Genomic DNA, 16,313 nt, shown 5'->3' on the forward strand with positions numbered 1-16,313 from the left:
ATCTCGTGCTCCTATTCAGCATTCACGCTTATACTCAAACCTTGTGGCCTTGTGCATAGTGCTCCACACTTGCGCTCATGAGTTGGTGTAATCTCATCCAGCACTCGCACTCCAAAGCCTCGCCTCGTATTGCATCTGTACTCACCAGACTACTTCATTTCTTTTGCCATTAGATCGTTACAGATGGCATTGAGCGAGAATAACTCAATGAATAACTAGGTCGTTTGAGAGGTCTCTAGGACAATAAATGCATTTTGGATGTTATTTCCATCATTATCCCCTTAGATTGGAGCTTTTCAGAGGTAATAACTGCCTTTTTGCAGTTATTACCTCTGAAACTCCTATATCAGAAATAAATAACTGCATTTTGGATGTTATTTTGTTCCAGCACGCTACGCGCAGCACTTTTTGGGCCCGGCTCGTATGAAAGCATTAAAGCAGCCCAATCTTCTTTCGGTCGTTAGTTAAAAACGAACCGTCAAGAAATTCGCCATTTAATTGTCTTCTTCTAGCGGGCGATAGCTGCAAAAAAAGCGGTGCGGAGGAGCTCTCATTCGCTCCCCGCACCGCTTTTTTCAAAAACAATCCGATTCAACTTATATTTATTGCACCTAACTGTAAATCATAGGACTGGTCTCATCGTTCGATCACGGCAGAGCCAGCCCTATGAGCAAACCTATAATGCTACCCTACGAAGACGCCGGAGTAGACGATGCCGCTGCATCCGGGCTTGTCGACTTAACGCGAATGTTCGGCAGCAGCTTGTTCATATTGACTGTCCGCTTAATTTCCCATGTGGACGGATCATTGCGATCGTATTGCTCCAAGTACGCGATGACTTCCTTCGTAATCGGCGTCGGCGTAGAAGCGCCTGAAGTAACGGCGACGCGGTCGATGCCCGTCAGCCATTCCTGCTTGATTTCGGAGACGTCGGCGACGCGGTACGCTGTCACACCGGCGATTTCCTCGGACACCTGCGCTAGACGATTCGAATTGTTGCTGCGCGGGTCGCCTACGACAATACAAAGCTGCGCCTCGCCTGCCTGCTCGGCTACCGCCTCTTGGCGGACCTGCGTCGCCAAGCAAATCTCGTTATGAATTTCCGCCTTCGGATACTTCTCCAATAAACGGCTAATAATGTGGCGAATATCCCACTGCGACATCGTCGTCTGATTCGTAATGATAATACGGTCGCCCGGTACGTCGAGCGCGGCGATTTCTTCCTCCCGCTCGATCAAATGAACGCGGTCGGGCGCTACCCCGATTGCGCCTTCCGGCTCAGGGTGGGCTTTCTTGCCGATATAGATTATATGATAGTCCTCAGCAATCTTCTCGCGAATAAGATCATGCGTCTTCGTTACATCCGGGCAAGTCGCGTCGACGACGGTCAATCCCTTGTCGCGAGCCCGCTTCCGAACTTCAGGCGATACGCCGTGCGCCGTGAAAATAACGGTGCCCTGTTCCACCTGATCCAATATTTCCAGCCGATTCTCTCCATCAAGCGTAATAACGCCTTCTTGTTCGAACGCTGTCGTCACATGTGCATTATGAACGATCATGCCCAAAATATAAATCGGTCGCGGCAGATCAAGATTTTTAGCCGTCTGCAATGCGAGCACCATTGCGTCCACGACGCCGTAGCAATAGCCGCGCGGCGATATTTTAACGATTTCCATCGGTTGCACCTGCTTTCTGACCGGACTTCCCCTCTATGCGCAGCAGCCAAGAACCGCAATCGATTCTAAGCCGGATTACGCTTCATCCCGGTCCGTTACCTCTATTATAGTCGAATCCTGCCGCTCAGAAAAGTCTATCGGCAGCCAGATCGTAAATACCGATCCGTCTCCAGGACGAGTCCACACTTCAACCGAACCGCGATGCTCATCAATAATCCATTGGGCAATTGACAATCCGAGTCCCGTACCAACCTTCTGCCCGCGCGATTCATCGGCCCGATAAAACCGGTCGAAAATATGAGGCACTTCCTTCGGATCCATCCCAATCCCCGTATCGGTTACGACGATGCCGATTTGATCGTCCTTCCGCTTCGCGCTCAGCTCAATATGCCCTTGCTCTGTATATTTAAAGGCGTTTTCGATGAAAATGAACAGCAACTGCTGCAAATAATCATGGCTGCCGTTCACTTTCACTCCTTCCAGCGCGGACAAATCGCCGATTCTCCACTCAGCTGTCCGCGGAAGGAGCTGCGCCCTGCGTGTCACTTCCTCCACAAGCGCCTGAATACCAAGCGGCTGCTTCTCCATCACATATCCAGCATCGGCGCGAGCAAGCGCGAGCAGATCATTGACGAGCGTAGACATTCTTCTTGCTTCGTCGGATATATCCTGCATCGCTTCATTCGTCATTTCCCATCGCTGGGCATCAAGCTTCACCACAATACCGTTTGCAGCGTCCGCTGCTGCGACAATGCCGCCCGCCGCGCGGCTGCCATTTTGCGGTTGGCTCCACATTTTCTCAAGCAATTCGATATTGCCCCGAATGGTCGTCAGCGGCGTGCGAAGCTCATGAGAGGCATCGGAAACGAACCGCCGCTGTGCCTTGTAGGACTCATCTAGCCCGTTATAGGCGCTCTCAAGCCTGGAGAGCATGATGTTGAGCGTATGAATCAGTCTGCCGACCTCGTCTGTCGGCCCTTCCATCGGAATGCGCACGCTTAAGTCGGAACCGCTTTGAATTTTTTCGGTAGAGCGGATAACGCGCTCGATCGGCTGCAACGCCTGCCGGGCCAAGAAGAGCCCAAACGTGAACGCTACGATAAGGGCGGCCGCCGATGAGGTAAACAAAATCGAACGCAGTCCGTTTAAGTATCTCTCCTGCGCGCCGATAAAAGCGCCAACTTGGATCAATCCGACCGATGTTAGCTGGCCGTCCGCATTTTTCTGAGTTAAAGGCGTTTGATAGATCAGAAACGAAAATTGTCCGCCGCTCATCGCAACCTTCGTTTTGTGGAATCCCAAGTGCGGCTTGCCGGACTCCTCCGGATAGGAAAACTGAATGCCATATTGCTTCATATTAGGCGCCAGCGCGATAAAGCCTTCTTTATAATTAACGACCTGAACGTACAAATCTTCTTCGTAAAACCGGTCCACGCGCTGCAAGTTATAGGAATCATTAGAGCCGACAAACCGCAAGTTTTCCGCTTGCTCGCGCATCGTCGCCTTCAGTTCGCCATACGTATTCATGTTGACGAAAAAGTAAATCGCGAAGCAAAACGCAAGCAGCGTCGTTCCAAGCAAACTGGAATACCAGAGTGTCAATCGAAGCCGAATCGTCATTGCTCTACCTCAACCCTCTCCGCGTAAAACATAGCCGGTACCCCTTACCGTTTGAATGATGCGTTTGCCCTGCCCTTCCTCCAGTTTTTGCCGCAGCATGGCAATGTACACTTCAAGCACGTTGGATTCACCGCTAAAATCATAGCCCCATATTTTCTCCATAATCGCGTCTCTCGTCAGCACGCGGCGCGGATTTTGCATGAAAAGCAGCAGCAGATCGTATTCTTTTGCCGTCAATTCGATGCGCCTGCCCGCGCGAATCGCTTCACGAGAATCTTGGTCCAGAGCCAAATCCTCAAACATAATTTTGCTGCCCGAATCATCTATTTTATCCGTTTTCCTTCGCAGCAGCGCCCTTACTCTCGCCAGCAATTCTTCCAAAGCGAACGGCTTGACCAGATAATCGTCGGCCCCGGCATCCAGTCCTTTCACCCGATCCGAAATATCATCCTTTGCCGTCAGCATCAGAATTGGAACCGTACTGCCTCCTTCTCTCACTCTGCGGCATACTTCCCATCCATCGACCTGCGGCATCATGACATCCAGAATAAGCAGATCCGGCTCCGCCGTCAGCAGCAGTTTCAGCCCTTCCATGCCGTTGCCCGCCGTCGTCACTTCATAGCCTTCAAACGCGAGGCTTCGGCGCAGCAAAGATGTAATTTTCTCGTCATCGTCAACAACCATAATATGCATTCTCATCCGTTATCCCCCTCATAAACCGTTCCTGCCATAAGCAATGGCAAGCGCATACAGTTCCCGTTTCGGCAAAACAAGCGCAGAGGCTTGCTCTGCGCTTGTCGATGCCGCTTTCCGCGGCCATTGAACCGGCCCCGTTATTCGGCGTTAAATTTGTTTTTATCGCCGATTTCGATTTGCAAATTGACCGCCTGACCTTTGCGGATGACGTTCAATTCGATTTTATCGCCGACTTTATGGCTTTGAATGCCTTTAATCAGCGCCTGTGTTGAATCGTATTTTTTCCCGTCAATGCCAAGGATGACGTCATACTGCTTGAGATCACCGAGGTAAGCCGGCGAATTATAGTAAACGTTGCTGACGATTGAGCCTTCCGCCTTCTCGATTCCAAGCTGTTTAGCGACCGCTTCCGTCACATCCGTCAACTCGGCGCCGATAAATGGCAGTGGGGCCTTCGGGACTTCTTTATTGTTTTTAAGCGTATCTAGTACGCTTTGGATCGTACTTGTCGGAATGGCAAAGCCAATGCCTTGCGCCTGCGAGCTAACTGCTGTATTGATACCGATGACCTCGCCTTTCACGTTAAGAAGCGGACCGCCGGAGTTACCCGGGTTGATCGAGGCGTCGGTTTGCAGCAAATGCTCGTAGTTGCGCGTGCCTTGCTGATCTTGAATATCGATCGGACGCTCCTTCGCACTAAGCACCCCTACGGTTACCGTGTGATCGAAACCGTACGGATTGCCGATTGCTACCACCCAGTCGCCAATATTGATATTATCGGAATCACCGAGCGGAAGCGTAGGGAAATCCTTCGTTCCGGTTACTTTCAGTACAGCAAGATCCAATTCATAGCTGGAGCCGAGCAGTTCAGCCGTGAAAGGCTTATCGTAACCCTGCACGGTCACTTCAATCTTATCGGAATTGCCGACAACGTGCTGGTTGGTCAAAATGTAGCCTGTTTTGTCAAAGAAGAAGCCCGTTCCGATACCGCTAGGCTGCATCTTTCCGCTATCCTTGTTGCTTTCGCTTTTCGTCCCCGGATAGTTGTCACCGAAAAATTGACGGAAGAACGGATCGTCCAAAATGCTACCGCCGCTCCGGCTCGAAGCGTTAACGAACGTCTCGATTTTGACGACGGCCGGGCTGGCCGTTTCGAACAGCGACGCAATATTATCCGGCTTCGCGGCAGCCATCGAAGCGCCTCCGTTACCGCCCGTTCCAGTTGTACCTGTAGACGTTCCCGCCGATTGCTGCGAGGCAGGCGCTGCTGCACCTTGAGTAAACCAGTTGCGAGTGTCAGCCGTATACATCAGACCGCCAACGACGACAACCCCTGCAAGAAATGAAAGGAACATCGCGCGGAACGACGTCCGTCTGCGAGGCTCTCTTACTTGCCAGCCGCTGCGCGCCGATTGCTTGCTAGTTACGATCGGTCTTAGCTGCTGTTGCTGCTGCTGTGGCTGTGACGCGCCTTCGGATCTTGGTGGGGAAGGCTCTTGCGAAACGCCACCTGTTTGGTACGGATTATAAGGCTCGTCATTGCCCGCCGCTTGATAAGGCGAAGTCGGTTGGGGCTGCGGTTGAGACTCCTGCGGCTTGCCGTATTCGTTGCCCGGCGAGGATGAACGATAAGCGCCTTCCTCTTGAGCTCCCGGCTTAAACGGTCCATAAGAATAATAGTAGGAAGGCTTGCTTTGTTCCTCGGGCGCGGACGCGTCGGCTGCGTTGTCTTCCCTTACCGAATCGGAAGGCTCGGAATCCGTATGCCGGTTCCCTTCATCTCCGTCCCGAAAGAAATCGTCGAAACCGTTCTTCTTGTTTTGATCGTCCATTTCCGTTCTCCTCCTTAAAGCTATTTCCACGTAGCGTCGCCTATCAGGCGGCCGCTGCATTCAATGTTTATAGTCCTATCATGCACATTCTACCTTAAAACAAACTTAAAAGCACATGAAAATCAAATAACTTTTGGAAATGTATAGCGACTATGCGAACCATTAAGCGACTACTGGGCGACTATTAGGCGGGGAGTCCTTCACCCCACCCTTCGGCGCTTTTTGTGTTATAATAGCTAATAAATCCCAATTCAGGATCTATACAACCCTTGTATGTACGATTCGAAAGCCTAGTAAAGGAGATTGATAGATGAACCGAAAACCTAAACTGTCCAGGTCCAAGTATGAGACTGGCTCCGCCTTTTTTGAAATAGCGCTGGAACTGGTCGTCTATATACCACGTCTCTTTATTCGCGCCTTCAAATGGATTCTCAACTAATTGCTTCTTCTCCATAAAAATCAACCATAAAAATCAAAACACCGCTGAACAATCCTTCGGCGGTGTTTCTGATTTATGCGGTTAGGAGGGCAGCCTATGACTGTATGGCCTGCTCCGCTTCCTCTAGCGCTTTCTTCGCCCGGCTCAGCCATTTCGGCTCGATTCTGGCATCGGGATCAAGGGGCGGCTGAAATTGATTAAATAGCCCGCTGACCAAACCGCCATTCCCGCCGAGATCGTTTCCTTCATTATAGACGTGCTTCAGCACGTAAGGCGTTCCGAGCACAATCTTGGCATCCCGGTCTTGCGCCGAATCGTCCACATGACCTGTAATCACTTGAAACGGAATGCGCAGCCATACTTTTTGCGCCTCGTCCAGCGCCCGGTCGAACGAGCCGTTCGTATAGTCCCAGTTGCCCCCGAGCGAAAAGCCCTGTTGCTCTAGCAGATTGCGCAGCTCGGTAAAATGTTCTTGACGCGATTCCAATGAAGAAGAAAGTGGCATCATCGATTCTCGTCCGCTCCTTTTGCTCTCAACGATCTTTTAATTGAAATGCTAAAAGGTAGTATGGACGAAACGCTTCGGCATTATGAGCCCGTTTCTTTTTTAGCCCAGCCTTTCCGGTGCGCCAGTACGGCCAACTGCGTACGGTCATCCAGCTCGCACTTCATCAGCAGGTTGCTGACATGCGTTTTTACCGTTTTGATGCTAATATGAAGCTCTTCGCCGATTTCCTTGTTCGACCTGCCTTCGGCGATCAGGAGCAGCACTTCCTTTTCCCGTTCCGTCAAACCCTCGTCGCCGCTTTGCGCCGTCCGCTGGCGCAGCCCTCTCGTCAGCGCTTGCGAAACGTCGGCAGTCATAACAGGCATTCCTTTGGACGCGCCGTTCAAGGCATAGATCAATTCCTCGGCCGATACCGTCTTCAGCACATAGCTGACCGCACCCGCTTCAATCGCCGCATACACCTTATCGTCCTCCAGAAAACTTGTCAGCATGACAATTTTAAGCGATGGGTAGAGATCGGTTATCGCCTTGGTCGTTTCGATGCCGTTCATGCCGGGCATCATCATATCCATCAGAATAAGATCCGGCCGACGATCCTCCGTCTGTTGCTCCAGCCAGTCAAGAGCGGCCTGTCCGCCGCTCGCTTCGGCAATCACTTCGAAACGCGGCTCCAGCATCAAATAGGTGCGCAAGCCGGTTCTTACCATTTCATGGTCATCGACAATCATAATTTTTAATGTATTATTCAGAGTCACTTGGATTCGCTCCTTGCCCTATTTTAGGAATCGTAACCTTCACTCTTGTGCCGCTTCCCGGCTTGCTAATAATTTCGGTGTCACCGCCCAGCTTTTGCGCGCGCTCGCGCATCGTCGACAATCCGTAAGAGCCTCGTTTCACTTCGTTCACGCGAAAACCTGCGCCGTCATCCTGCAAGCCAAGCACAATTTGCCGTTCTGTCTCGGCGAGCGTCAGCGAGCAATGCTGCGCCTGGGCGTGCTTGACGATATTGGCCATTGCTTCTTGCACGATTAAGAAAAGCTGATGCTCCTTCGCTTCCGACAGTGAATCGTCTTCGATCCGCCAATCCAGCTGTCCTTGCAAGCCGTTTTGCCGGCAGTAGTCCGGAAACCATTTGTCTAGCGCTTCTCTCAGCGTTCGGCCTTCCAATTCAAGCGGGCGAAGCTGGGCGATAAATATGCGCATCTGCTTCTGCGCCAGCGTCGACATTTGAATGAGCTGATCTTGAACGGATGCCGCCCTTACGGGGTCAATCTCCTGCAGCTTAGGAAGCGAAGAAGCGCACATATGTATCGCAAACAACTGCTGACTGACGGTGTCGTGGAGATCGCGAGCGAGCCGTTTTCGTTCCTCTAGAACGGCCGCTTCATTCGATGTGGCAATCATGACCTGCTCTTCGCCCGCCATTTGCAGCTGCTTCATCTTTTCCTTCATTTTTTCCGCCAATTCGTTAAATTCCCGGTATGCTTCCGCAAACGACAAAGCGCCGTTTTCCGTAATTTGAACGTCATAATTGCCGTTATTCGCCTGCTTTAATGCCAGTTGGAGCGTATCTATACGCCGCTGCATTCGCTGGCCGGCCCAATAACCAAAAACGGCGCTCACCAGCAGAAAAACGAAAGCAGCGCCAACGCGCGCCTCCGTAAGTCCCGTTTCCTTAATAAGGCCAAGCCATGCCGCAAATCCGAGCAGCAGCGAAGCGACTGAAGAAGCCGCGAACATAAATATGAGCTCCCACTTGCCGCTTCGCAGAAACCGAACCATCATAACGCGTTTACCCCACCTTCGTCACCCGTACGTCTCCAACAAACGTGCTGACAACCAGTTTTATTTTTTTATCGGTATCGTGGTAGGAAGGAGAATGGATATTTAAATTTTTAAAGAAGCCGCCTTCCTTATGGCCGAGAATTTTGACATCCCCGACGAATGCGCTCGAAATCACCTGCACGCCGACCTCGTAGTCGTTTGGCACATACACCTTCACGTCCCCGACAAAAGAAGAAATGGTTAGCTTCGTTTCTCCGTATGGGATTTGCGCTTTTGTCAAATCGAGCACGGTGTCGCCAATAAAATGCGAAATGTTCATCGGCTTCAGTTCCCAGTAGTCATGGCCAATGTGGATATCTCCGATAAAGTTGGAGCGGTTCTGGGCGTCCGGACTGTCGTTCCAGTAGTCGTACTCTCCCGACTGCATGCTCTGACCATGATGATAGCGGCGCTCGCGACGCTCACGGCGATGTTCTTTCTTAGAGCCTGCATCCTCGTTCCAAGCTGCACTCTTATTTTCGTTGTTATGAATGGTTTGACCGTCCGTCTCCGCGTCTCCCGCTTGAGTCGGATCGGGATGAAGCGGCGGAGCTGGCGGCACATCGCTCCCATGCTCCCCATAGCCCGTATACGATTTCCATTTTTCCTCTTCTGAATGATGATGCTTTTTCTTGCGAGGCCGACGAAGCATATTCAATCCTACCAATATGATCGCAACCGGCCAAAAGTAAGAAATCAGATTGCCGATCGACCAATCAAACCATCCTAGGTTGCGGCCGAGGAACGATAAGCCGATCAGCAGCACGAGGCCGCCCCACCAGCCGGATCCGGTGCCGCTCCAAAGTCCGGAAAGAAGGCTCATACCGCCGAAATAAATAAGGAAAACCGGCCAATACGTCGAAAAAATATAGCCGAGATCGATGTCATGGTCGATTTGACCGGTTTGCCGGAGCAGAAAATAGACGCCGATACCGATGATGATGATGCCAACAAACAAGCGGTTAATAAAGTTTCCATTCATTATTATTCAACTCCTACTCTTGCCTTCCTCTAATTTAATTTTAAGTATAACTAAACCTTTTACCGTTAAACAGGGACGGCCGATTGAACTTGATCTCGGTCTCGAGACCGATGCGAAAAGCAGCGCCATTCACGGTTTGAATCTCACACGTCATGAAACATAACTCTTTTCGTTGACATAGCTAACTTTAAATCTTTATAATGATGAACGAGCTAATTTGAGAGATGAAACATAACATCAAATCATTATTTTCGGAACAGGAGTTATTACAATGGACATAATCGAATTATCCAAAGGACTGGATACGATTTGGGTCGTTCTAACGGCAGCTATGATTCTGTTGATGGAAGGCGGTTTCGCCTTGCTGGAAGCCGGTTTCGTCCGCCAGAAAAACGCGGTCAGCATTATTATGAAGGTTTTCGTCGACATCGCTTTCGGAGCTCTTATTTTTTATTTTGTCGGCTTTGCCATTATGTACGGCAAAGATGCCGGAGGATTTATCGGTACGAACGGTTTTATGCTCAAGGGGGATTTGTCCCATATCGCTTTGACGATTACGCAGGAGACCTATTGGCTGTTCCAATGCGCTTTCGTAATCGCCGTTATTTCCATCGTATCCGGGGCGGTCGCGGAACGCATCCATTTCCGTGCCTATATTTTGTTCACCATCGCCATGACGGGCTTGATCTATCCGCTAGCGGGACATTGGGTTTGGTCGGCGGACGGCTGGCTCGGCAAGCTTGGCATGATCGATTTCGCCGGTTCTGCCGTCATTCACGGTCTCGGCGGCTTTGCAGCGCTGGCTGCAGCGATGTTCATTGGACCCCGAATTGGCAAATTCGGCGCAGACGGCAAAGTGAACATCGTCCCTCCGTCTAATTTGCCGCTCGCTTCCGTAGGAGCTTTCATTCTATGGTTCGGCTGGTTCGGCTTTAACGCCGGGAGCACACTGAGCGCCACTCATACCGGCATCGGACATATCGCCGTAACGACGATGCTGTCCGCGGCGGCCGGCGGCGCAACCTGTATTCTGTTCACAATGTTTCGTTACAAAAAGGCGGACCCCCCGATGGTCATTAACGGCTCCTTGGCCGGCCTTGTCGGCATTACAGCGGGCTGCGCATTCGTCTCCGACGGCGCGGCCATCCTGATCGGAGCGGTAAGCGGCATCGCTATGGTGCTGGCGACCGAAGCGCTTGAAGGCAAACGGATCGACGATCCGGTCGGCGCGTTCGCCGTTCATGGCGTCAGCGGCAGCATCGGGACGATTGCGGTCGGATTATTCGCCAAGCCAGAGTTAAGCGCCGGAGTCGGCAAGGGTTACTACGGGCTCTTTTATGGCGGCGGCTGGAATCTGCTCGGCGTGCAGGCGTTGGGACTTCTCACTGTTGCCGTCTGGGGATTCTTTGTTACACTGGCAGTCCTATGGCTCATTCGGAGAGTCATGCCGGTTCGCGTCTCGAAGGACGAGGAGCTTGTTGGACTCGACGTCGGCATTCACGGCGTTCCCGCCTACAGCAGCGATACCGACTTTATCGACATGGAATCAATGAAGCGAAGCAAATGATCAATCGGCGCACAAGCATAGCGGCAGTAAAAAACGGCGTCCCTGACGGGACGCCGTTTTTGTTACTCTGAGAGCGCTCCATGCGCCTTTATCCGTTCAATTCGCTGGCCAGATCCGACGATACGGAGATGATGTCGTTTAAGCCTGCGCTTTGCTGGATCGAGCGAACGTTCTCAATTTCTTGACGAAGCTCGCGAACTTTCTCCATCGGCTTTTTAACGAAATGAATATATTCGACCGCCAAATGGTGATCAGGCTTCTTGCCAGCCAGCAGCCGGCGCAGCGTAGACATCGACTGATAAGCGCGCTCTTCCTTCATCCGGCGCGTTTCATAACGCTCAACCATCTGTTCGATCTCCGCGATTTCTTGTTCTTTCTTCGAGATGTAACGATCGATAAACGGGAGCACATCGGCCGCCTTGCGGTGATGAGCGGCAGCATAAGGCGTATGGATAATCGGATCCGTCATAATAACTCACCCAACTGTCATGTTATATTTACTAACATAACCTATCATACAATAAACCAGTGCCGCTTGAAAACTATTATTTTTATAGACCGGCCCGAATCGTAATATCAGCCCCGACAACGCCGACGATTTTCCCTTCGGCGGAACGAATCGGTACGGCTATCGTTACGCACGGCTTTTTCGTAATCGCCGATACGTAGACGCCGGACTTGAACGACTGGCCGGCCATCCCTTTTCTCCACCATTCTCTTCCCTTTGCATTCAGCAGTCCGGCTTCCGGCAGCGAGAAGACAAAAGAACCGTCCTCTCGATTGGACCAGATCGCTTCGATTTCCGACTTCGAACGAAGCAGCTCCGTAAGCGACTGCCGATGGCTGACCTCATCCATGCCGATTAGCTCTGAAGCGGCGGCCGCGCCGCGCAGCCATTCCTGCAAAGCGGCGGTATTAAGTCCGGCTCCTTCTTCCGCTGCAGTTGAGCCCTTATTTAGGCCGACTCTGTCTACCGCCTGCGATAGCTCCGTCGACGATTTCTGCAAATTGCGGCCTACTCGGTTTAGACGGCCGATCATCTCACGCTGCTTCTTCGTCATTTGCAAAGTGCCGTCGACGCTGACCAGCGTATCGTTCACGGAATCAACCACTTCTCTCAACATTTCCGTCGTACCGTTCATATGTATCGTCTGCTGGGTGCTTGCCGTATTCGTTTGATGAACGAGCTCGTTCACTTCATGAATTCGCGAAAAGATGAGATCCATGCGCTCCTTGTTCACGCTCATCTCGTCAATCCCTCTCGAAACGGCAGTCCGCTCGTTCTCGACTGAACCGACAACCAGCTGCACTCCTTTTTCTATCTCCTCCACCATACCGGATGAACGGGTAACCGCTTCATGGCTTTGCTCGGCCAGCTTTCGAATTTGCTGAGCGACAACAGAGAAGCCTCTGCCGTATTCCCCGGCGTGTGCCGCTTCGATCGATGCATTAAGGGCAAGCAGCGAGGTTTGCGATACGATCTCCCGAATCAGCTCATTTATTTCCGTAATATGCGACGTCTGATCAATCAATTGCTTAATATGCCGTTCCATCGCCTCGTTTTGCTGTCTTAAATCGTTCATGACCTGATCCGTATTCGCAAGAGAGCGGCGTACGTCCAGTACAATTTCGGTCGTTTCCTTGCTTTTCTCATGCAAATGCGTAGAAGCGCCGCTAATTTCCGCAGCTGCGGCCGACACCTCTTGCAGTGCCGAGAAGGTTTGTTCGATCCGATTCATCGCCTGCTCGCTTCGAGCCCGCAAATGCTGCTCCTGGACGGCGGAGGAATCGGCGACGGCCGATAAATCTCCGATTGTTTGATCAACCTCGTCCACGGCAGCGTTAAGCTGATCCGATAAGACGACCGATTCATTCATCAATTGCGTCAACTGGGCGTACTCTTCCTTGCCGACCGTCTCCGGGCCATTGCCGGAACGGCGTTTGAAGCCGTCAAACAAAGCCATAATCGAACGCCACCTCTCCTTGTCGCCATCAAAAGTGTGCAGTAAAATTTTTGAAAATTTTTATTTCACATTATAGCTTATCGTTCGACAGGCGTAAACGTTTTCTTGTCGTATCACGTCAAAAAAAGAAGGAGAAACCTTTGTCGGTTCCTCCTTCTTACCGTGTCCACATTAAGTATTGTTTCGGGCTTTGCGCAAAGCCGTCTACACCGCTAAGCGGCTCCCGTTATTATTACTGGTTGTTTTGGGATGCCTGGTTCGCGTTTTTTTGATTTTGTTGATTTTGTTGATTTTGTTGATTTTGAGAGTTGTTTTGGTTATTGTTGAAATCTTCCGCGAACTCAGCGTTATATTGATTGTTCTGGTTCGCTTTGTTGTTTTTATTGTTTTTAGCCAATGTTGTCACCTCCCCGTCGATTCTAGTATGGCAATGCCCGTCGTTATTATGCACATCCCCGCTACGATTTCAGGTATGCTTGCGGAATCGGTTTGCCCGCTTCGAAGGCAAGATTGACCTGGTTCAGCCAGTTTTGCGAAAGCTTGCCTGTCCCTTTGCGAAGCACCTGTACAGCCACTTTTCTTTTCCCCCATTCCGAATAGACCTGCTTGGTCGTCTCAAAATAGAGGTCAAGCTTCCGGCCTTTAATAGCCGAGCCGGTATCGGCGACAACGCCGTATCCATAGCCTGGAATGTAAAGCACCGTTCCGATTGGGAACAGCTTCGGATCTGCGGCGACTGTCGACACTTGGCCGCGGCGCACCTTCACCCCCGAATACGTGATGCCGTATTGCGGATGTCCTGGCCGCTTGCCTGTCGATTCAACCCCCGCAGTATAACCCGTTGCAACGACTTCTACCGTCGCTAAAGCTTGTTCCCTGGCAAACTCATACGCCGTGACCGTTTCCTTCGGTTTCAGACCCGCTTCAGCAGCAGCCGAAGCCGCCGACGGGCATATAACCGTCATTAACAGAAACGCAGTCGCCAAGAGTGCTAGCGCATGTATGCGGCAGGTTCGGATCGTAATGATCCGTTTTATATCAACAAAAAAGCTTGTAACCATGTGGGCAACTTCCTCCTCAGAAGAATATTGCCCCAATGGCACAAGCTTTATGCGAAAATCGTTATGCAGTTATACGCGTGATTTAGATCGTTTTGCTCGCGATTTCTTCTTGAAGCAGAGCGATCAGCTCGCTGACCGGCTTCGCGCCAATATCGCCTTCGCCGCGTTTACGAACAGATACGCTGCCGGATTGCGCTTCATTGTCGCCGACAATCAGCATGTAAGGCGCTTTCTCCAACTGCGCTTCACGAATTTTATAGCCCAGCTTCTCGTTGCGAAGATCGCTATCGACGCGGATGCCCGCTTCGCGCAGCTTCTCTTCCACATCTCGCGCGTAGCCTTCGTACGCGGTCGAAACCGGAATAACCTTCGCTTGCATCGGCGACAGCCAGAGCGGCAGAGCGCCTGCAAAGTTCTCGAGCAGGAAAGCAGTCATGCGTTCCATCGTACTGATGATGCCGCGATGAATGACGACAGGACGATGCTTCTTGCCGTCGTCTCCGATATATTCCAGTTCGAAACGTTCCGGCAGCAGGAAGTCGAGCTGAGCAGTTGACAGCGTTTCCTCCTTGCCGAGCGCCGTCTTAATTTGCACGTCGAGCTTCGGTCCGTAGAAAGCCGCTTCGCCTTCGGCTTCGAAGAACGGAAGCTCCAGCTCCTCGACAACCTCGCGCAGCATGCGCTGCGACATTTCCCACATCTCGTCGTTTTGGAAATATTTTTCTGTATCCTGCGGGTCGCGGTAGGACAGGCGGAAACGGTAATCTTTAATGCCAAAGTCCTCGTACACTTTGCGAATCAGGTTGACGACACGAGCGAATTCCTCTTTGATTTGATCCGGACGGCAGAAAATATGAGCATCGTTCAGCGTCATAGCCCGCACGCGATGCAAGCCTGTCAACGCCCCGGACATTTCATAGCGATGCATCGTACCCATTTCAGCAATTCGGACCGGCAGATCGCGATAGCTGCGCATTTCGCTTTTGAACACCATCATATGATGCGGACAGTTCATCGGACGAAGCACAAGCTCCTCGTTGTCGAGGTCCATTTTCGGGAACATATCTTCGCTATAGTGCTCCCAGTGGCCGGATGTTTTATATAGCTCGACATTGGCGAGCACCGGTGTATAGACATGCTCGTAACCGAGACGTTCCTCAAGATCAACGATATAACGCTCCAATGTACGGCGCACTTTTGCACCGTTTGGCAGCCATAGCGGCAGGCCTTGGCCAACCTCGCGGGAGAACGTAAACATTTTCAGTTCTTTCCCTAGCTTGCGGTGGTCGCGTTTCTTCGCTTCCTCGAGGAAATGCAAATGCTCGTCCAGCTGCGCTTTTTTGGCGAATGCCGTACCGTAAATGCGCTGCAGCATTTTATTTTTCGAATCGCCGCGCCAGTAAGCGCCCGCAATGCTAAGCAGCTTGAAGGACTTGATACGTCCGGTCGAAGGCAAATGCGGCCCGCGGCACAAATCGAAAAACTCGCCTTGATCGTAAATCGTCAGCACCGTGCCTTCCGGCATGCCTTCGATCAGCTCAAGCTTCAAATTGTCGCCAATGTCGGTAAATACGGCGAGCGCTTCTTCGCGAGTGACGACGCGGCGGCGGATGTCGAGATTTTGCTGAATGATGCGATCCATTTCCTTTTCGATCTTCACCAGATCTTCAGGCGTCAACGAATAATCCATATCGATATCGTAGTAGAATCCGTCTTCAATAACAGGACCGATACCGAGCTTTACGTTAGCGTCTGCATACAAACGCTTGATCGCCTGCGCAAGCAAATGCGCCGTGCTATGGCGATATACCTCAAGGCCTTCGGCCGATTCAACCGTTACGATCTCGATAGCGGCGTCCGCTTCGATCGGCGTGTAAACATCAACGACTTTGCCGTCCAGCTTGCCGGCAATCGCATTTTTACGGAGGCCCGGGCTGATCGAACCGGCTACCTCTTCAATTGTCGTTCCGGCGGCATATTCGCGAACCGCTCCGTCCGGAAAAGTAACTTGAATAGACATTTTCCTTCATCCTCTCTTCACTGTCGTTCCCTCAAAGGAAACCGAATCGGCCAATGAACGCAAAAAAAGCACGCGTCCCGCAAAGGGACGAGTGCTTATACCCGTGGTTCCACCCTACTTCGAT

The 16,313-nt window shown here is 51.5% G+C and carries 15 protein-coding genes; 2 read left to right on the forward strand and 13 right to left on the reverse strand.

Going from position 1 to position 16,313, the window contains the following annotated elements; all coding sequences use genetic code 11:
• Window positions 1–689: 689 nt before the first annotated feature.
• The 4 genes from ACFVTB_RS06670 to ACFVTB_RS06685 all read right to left on the reverse strand — a co-directional run bounded on the left by ACFVTB_RS06670 (window position 690) and on the right by ACFVTB_RS06685 (window position 5,824).
• Window positions 690–1,676: a 4-hydroxy-3-methylbut-2-enyl diphosphate reductase gene (locus tag ACFVTB_RS06670; RefSeq protein WP_387746619.1), complete on the reverse strand. Its 987-nt coding sequence runs from the start codon at window positions 1,674–1,676 to the stop codon at window positions 690–692.
• A 75-nt stretch (window positions 1,677–1,751) separates the two neighbouring features.
• Window positions 1,752–3,296, reverse strand: coding sequence for a sensor histidine kinase (locus ACFVTB_RS06675; protein WP_387746620.1), 1,545 nt, complete (start codon window positions 3,294–3,296; stop codon window positions 1,752–1,754).
• A gap of 9 nt (window positions 3,297–3,305) precedes the next feature.
• Window positions 3,306–3,995: a response regulator transcription factor gene (locus ACFVTB_RS06680; protein WP_387746622.1), complete on the reverse strand. Its 690-nt coding sequence runs from the start codon at window positions 3,993–3,995 to the stop codon at window positions 3,306–3,308.
• 134 nt (window positions 3,996–4,129) lie between these two features.
• On the reverse strand, window positions 4,130–5,824 hold the full coding sequence (locus ACFVTB_RS06685; protein ID WP_387746624.1) for a S1C family serine protease: 1,695 nt from the start codon (window positions 5,822–5,824) through the stop codon (window positions 4,130–4,132).
• A gap of 310 nt (window positions 5,825–6,134) precedes the next feature.
• Between ACFVTB_RS06685 and ACFVTB_RS06690 the strand changes: the two genes are divergently transcribed.
• Window positions 6,135–6,263 (forward strand): hypothetical protein, encoded by a 129-nt coding sequence (locus ACFVTB_RS06690; RefSeq protein ID WP_387746626.1) that lies wholly within the window; start codon window positions 6,135–6,137, stop codon window positions 6,261–6,263.
• Window positions 6,264–6,357: 94 nt separating this feature from the next.
• Here ACFVTB_RS06690 and ACFVTB_RS06695 read toward each other — a convergent pair whose 3' ends face one another.
• The 4 genes from ACFVTB_RS06695 to liaF all read right to left on the reverse strand — a co-directional run bounded on the left by ACFVTB_RS06695 (window position 6,358) and on the right by liaF (window position 9,577).
• Window positions 6,358–6,771: a YugN family protein gene (locus ACFVTB_RS06695; RefSeq protein ID WP_387746628.1), complete on the reverse strand. Its 414-nt coding sequence runs from the start codon at window positions 6,769–6,771 to the stop codon at window positions 6,358–6,360.
• 80 nt (window positions 6,772–6,851) lie between these two features.
• Window positions 6,852–7,499 (reverse strand): response regulator, encoded by a 648-nt coding sequence (locus ACFVTB_RS06700; protein ID WP_387747033.1) that lies wholly within the window; start codon window positions 7,497–7,499, stop codon window positions 6,852–6,854.
• 13 nt (window positions 7,500–7,512) lie between these two features.
• Window positions 7,513–8,556, reverse strand: coding sequence for a sensor histidine kinase (locus ACFVTB_RS06705; RefSeq protein WP_387746630.1), 1,044 nt, complete (start codon window positions 8,554–8,556; stop codon window positions 7,513–7,515).
• A 7-nt stretch (window positions 8,557–8,563) separates the two neighbouring features.
• The gene (gene liaF / locus ACFVTB_RS06710; RefSeq protein ID WP_387746632.1) at window positions 8,564–9,577 is read right to left on the reverse strand and encodes a cell wall-active antibiotics response protein LiaF; all 1,014 of its coding nucleotides are present in this window, start codon (window positions 9,575–9,577) and stop codon (window positions 8,564–8,566) included.
• 271 nt (window positions 9,578–9,848) lie between these two features.
• Between liaF and ACFVTB_RS06715 the strand changes: the two genes are divergently transcribed.
• A complete protein-coding gene (locus ACFVTB_RS06715) occupies window positions 9,849–11,144 on the forward strand; it encodes an ammonium transporter (protein WP_387746634.1) in 1,296 nt (431 codons plus the stop codon).
• 88 nt (window positions 11,145–11,232) lie between these two features.
• Here the strand turns inward: ACFVTB_RS06715 and ACFVTB_RS06720 are convergent, their stop codons facing one another.
• From ACFVTB_RS06720 to thrS, 5 genes are all read right to left on the reverse strand, one after another.
• Complete coding sequence (locus ACFVTB_RS06720; RefSeq protein WP_387746635.1) at window positions 11,233–11,613, reverse strand: hypothetical protein; 381 nt, start codon at window positions 11,611–11,613, stop codon at window positions 11,233–11,235.
• A gap of 82 nt (window positions 11,614–11,695) precedes the next feature.
• Window positions 11,696–13,108 carry a methyl-accepting chemotaxis protein gene (locus ACFVTB_RS06725; protein WP_387746637.1) on the reverse strand — a complete coding sequence of 471 codons (1,413 nt, stop codon included), beginning with the start codon at window positions 13,106–13,108 and terminating at the stop codon, window positions 11,696–11,698.
• A gap of 232 nt (window positions 13,109–13,340) precedes the next feature.
• Window positions 13,341–13,505, reverse strand: a complete 165-nt coding sequence (locus ACFVTB_RS06730; protein WP_387746638.1) for a hypothetical protein — start codon at window positions 13,503–13,505, stop codon at window positions 13,341–13,343.
• A 61-nt stretch (window positions 13,506–13,566) separates the two neighbouring features.
• Window positions 13,567–14,169 (reverse strand): 3D domain-containing protein, encoded by a 603-nt coding sequence (locus ACFVTB_RS06735; protein WP_387746640.1) that lies wholly within the window; start codon window positions 14,167–14,169, stop codon window positions 13,567–13,569.
• 82 nt (window positions 14,170–14,251) lie between these two features.
• The gene (gene thrS / locus ACFVTB_RS06740; RefSeq protein WP_387746642.1) at window positions 14,252–16,189 is read right to left on the reverse strand and encodes a threonine--tRNA ligase; all 1,938 of its coding nucleotides are present in this window, start codon (window positions 16,187–16,189) and stop codon (window positions 14,252–14,254) included.
• Window positions 16,190–16,313: the final 124 nt, after the last annotated feature.

It is taken from the genome of Paenibacillus sp. NPDC058071 (assembly GCF_042885235.1).
In the GTDB taxonomy this organism is placed as follows: Bacteria; Bacillota; Bacilli; order Paenibacillales; family Paenibacillaceae; genus Pristimantibacillus.

Excerpts from the sequence above, each read along its gene's own strand:
- ACFVTB_RS06705 (WP_387746630.1), bottom strand. The coding sequence starts at position 8,556 with ATGATGGTTCGGTTTCTGCGAAGCGGCAAGTGGGAGCTCATATTTATG.
- ACFVTB_RS06735 (WP_387746640.1), bottom strand. The coding sequence starts at position 14,169 with ATGGTTACAAGCTTTTTTGTTGATATAAAACGGATCATTACGATCCGA.
- ACFVTB_RS06670 (WP_387746619.1), bottom strand. The coding sequence starts at position 1,676 with ATGGAAATCGTTAAAATATCGCCGCGCGGCTATTGCTACGGCGTCGTG.
- ACFVTB_RS06695 (WP_387746628.1), bottom strand. The coding sequence starts at position 6,771 with ATGATGCCACTTTCTTCTTCATTGGAATCGCGTCAAGAACATTTTACC.
- ACFVTB_RS06690 (WP_387746626.1), top strand. The coding sequence starts at position 6,135 with ATGAACCGAAAACCTAAACTGTCCAGGTCCAAGTATGAGACTGGCTCC.
- ACFVTB_RS06675 (WP_387746620.1), bottom strand. The coding sequence starts at position 3,296 with ATGACGATTCGGCTTCGATTGACACTCTGGTATTCCAGTTTGCTTGGA.
- thrS (WP_387746642.1), bottom strand. The coding sequence starts at position 16,189 with ATGTCTATTCAAGTTACTTTTCCGGACGGAGCGGTTCGCGAATATGCC.
- ACFVTB_RS06685 (WP_387746624.1), bottom strand. The coding sequence starts at position 5,824 with ATGGACGATCAAAACAAGAAGAACGGTTTCGACGATTTCTTTCGGGAC.
- ACFVTB_RS06700 (WP_387747033.1), bottom strand. The coding sequence starts at position 7,499 with ATGATTGTCGATGACCATGAAATGGTAAGAACCGGCTTGCGCACCTAT.
- ACFVTB_RS06720 (WP_387746635.1), bottom strand. The coding sequence starts at position 11,613 with ATGACGGATCCGATTATCCATACGCCTTATGCTGCCGCTCATCACCGC.
- liaF (WP_387746632.1), bottom strand. The coding sequence starts at position 9,577 with ATGAATGGAAACTTTATTAACCGCTTGTTTGTTGGCATCATCATCATC.
- ACFVTB_RS06680 (WP_387746622.1), bottom strand. The coding sequence starts at position 3,995 with ATGAGAATGCATATTATGGTTGTTGACGATGACGAGAAAATTACATCT.
- ACFVTB_RS06715 (WP_387746634.1), top strand. The coding sequence starts at position 9,849 with ATGGACATAATCGAATTATCCAAAGGACTGGATACGATTTGGGTCGTT.
- ACFVTB_RS06725 (WP_387746637.1), bottom strand. The coding sequence starts at position 13,108 with ATGGCTTTGTTTGACGGCTTCAAACGCCGTTCCGGCAATGGCCCGGAG.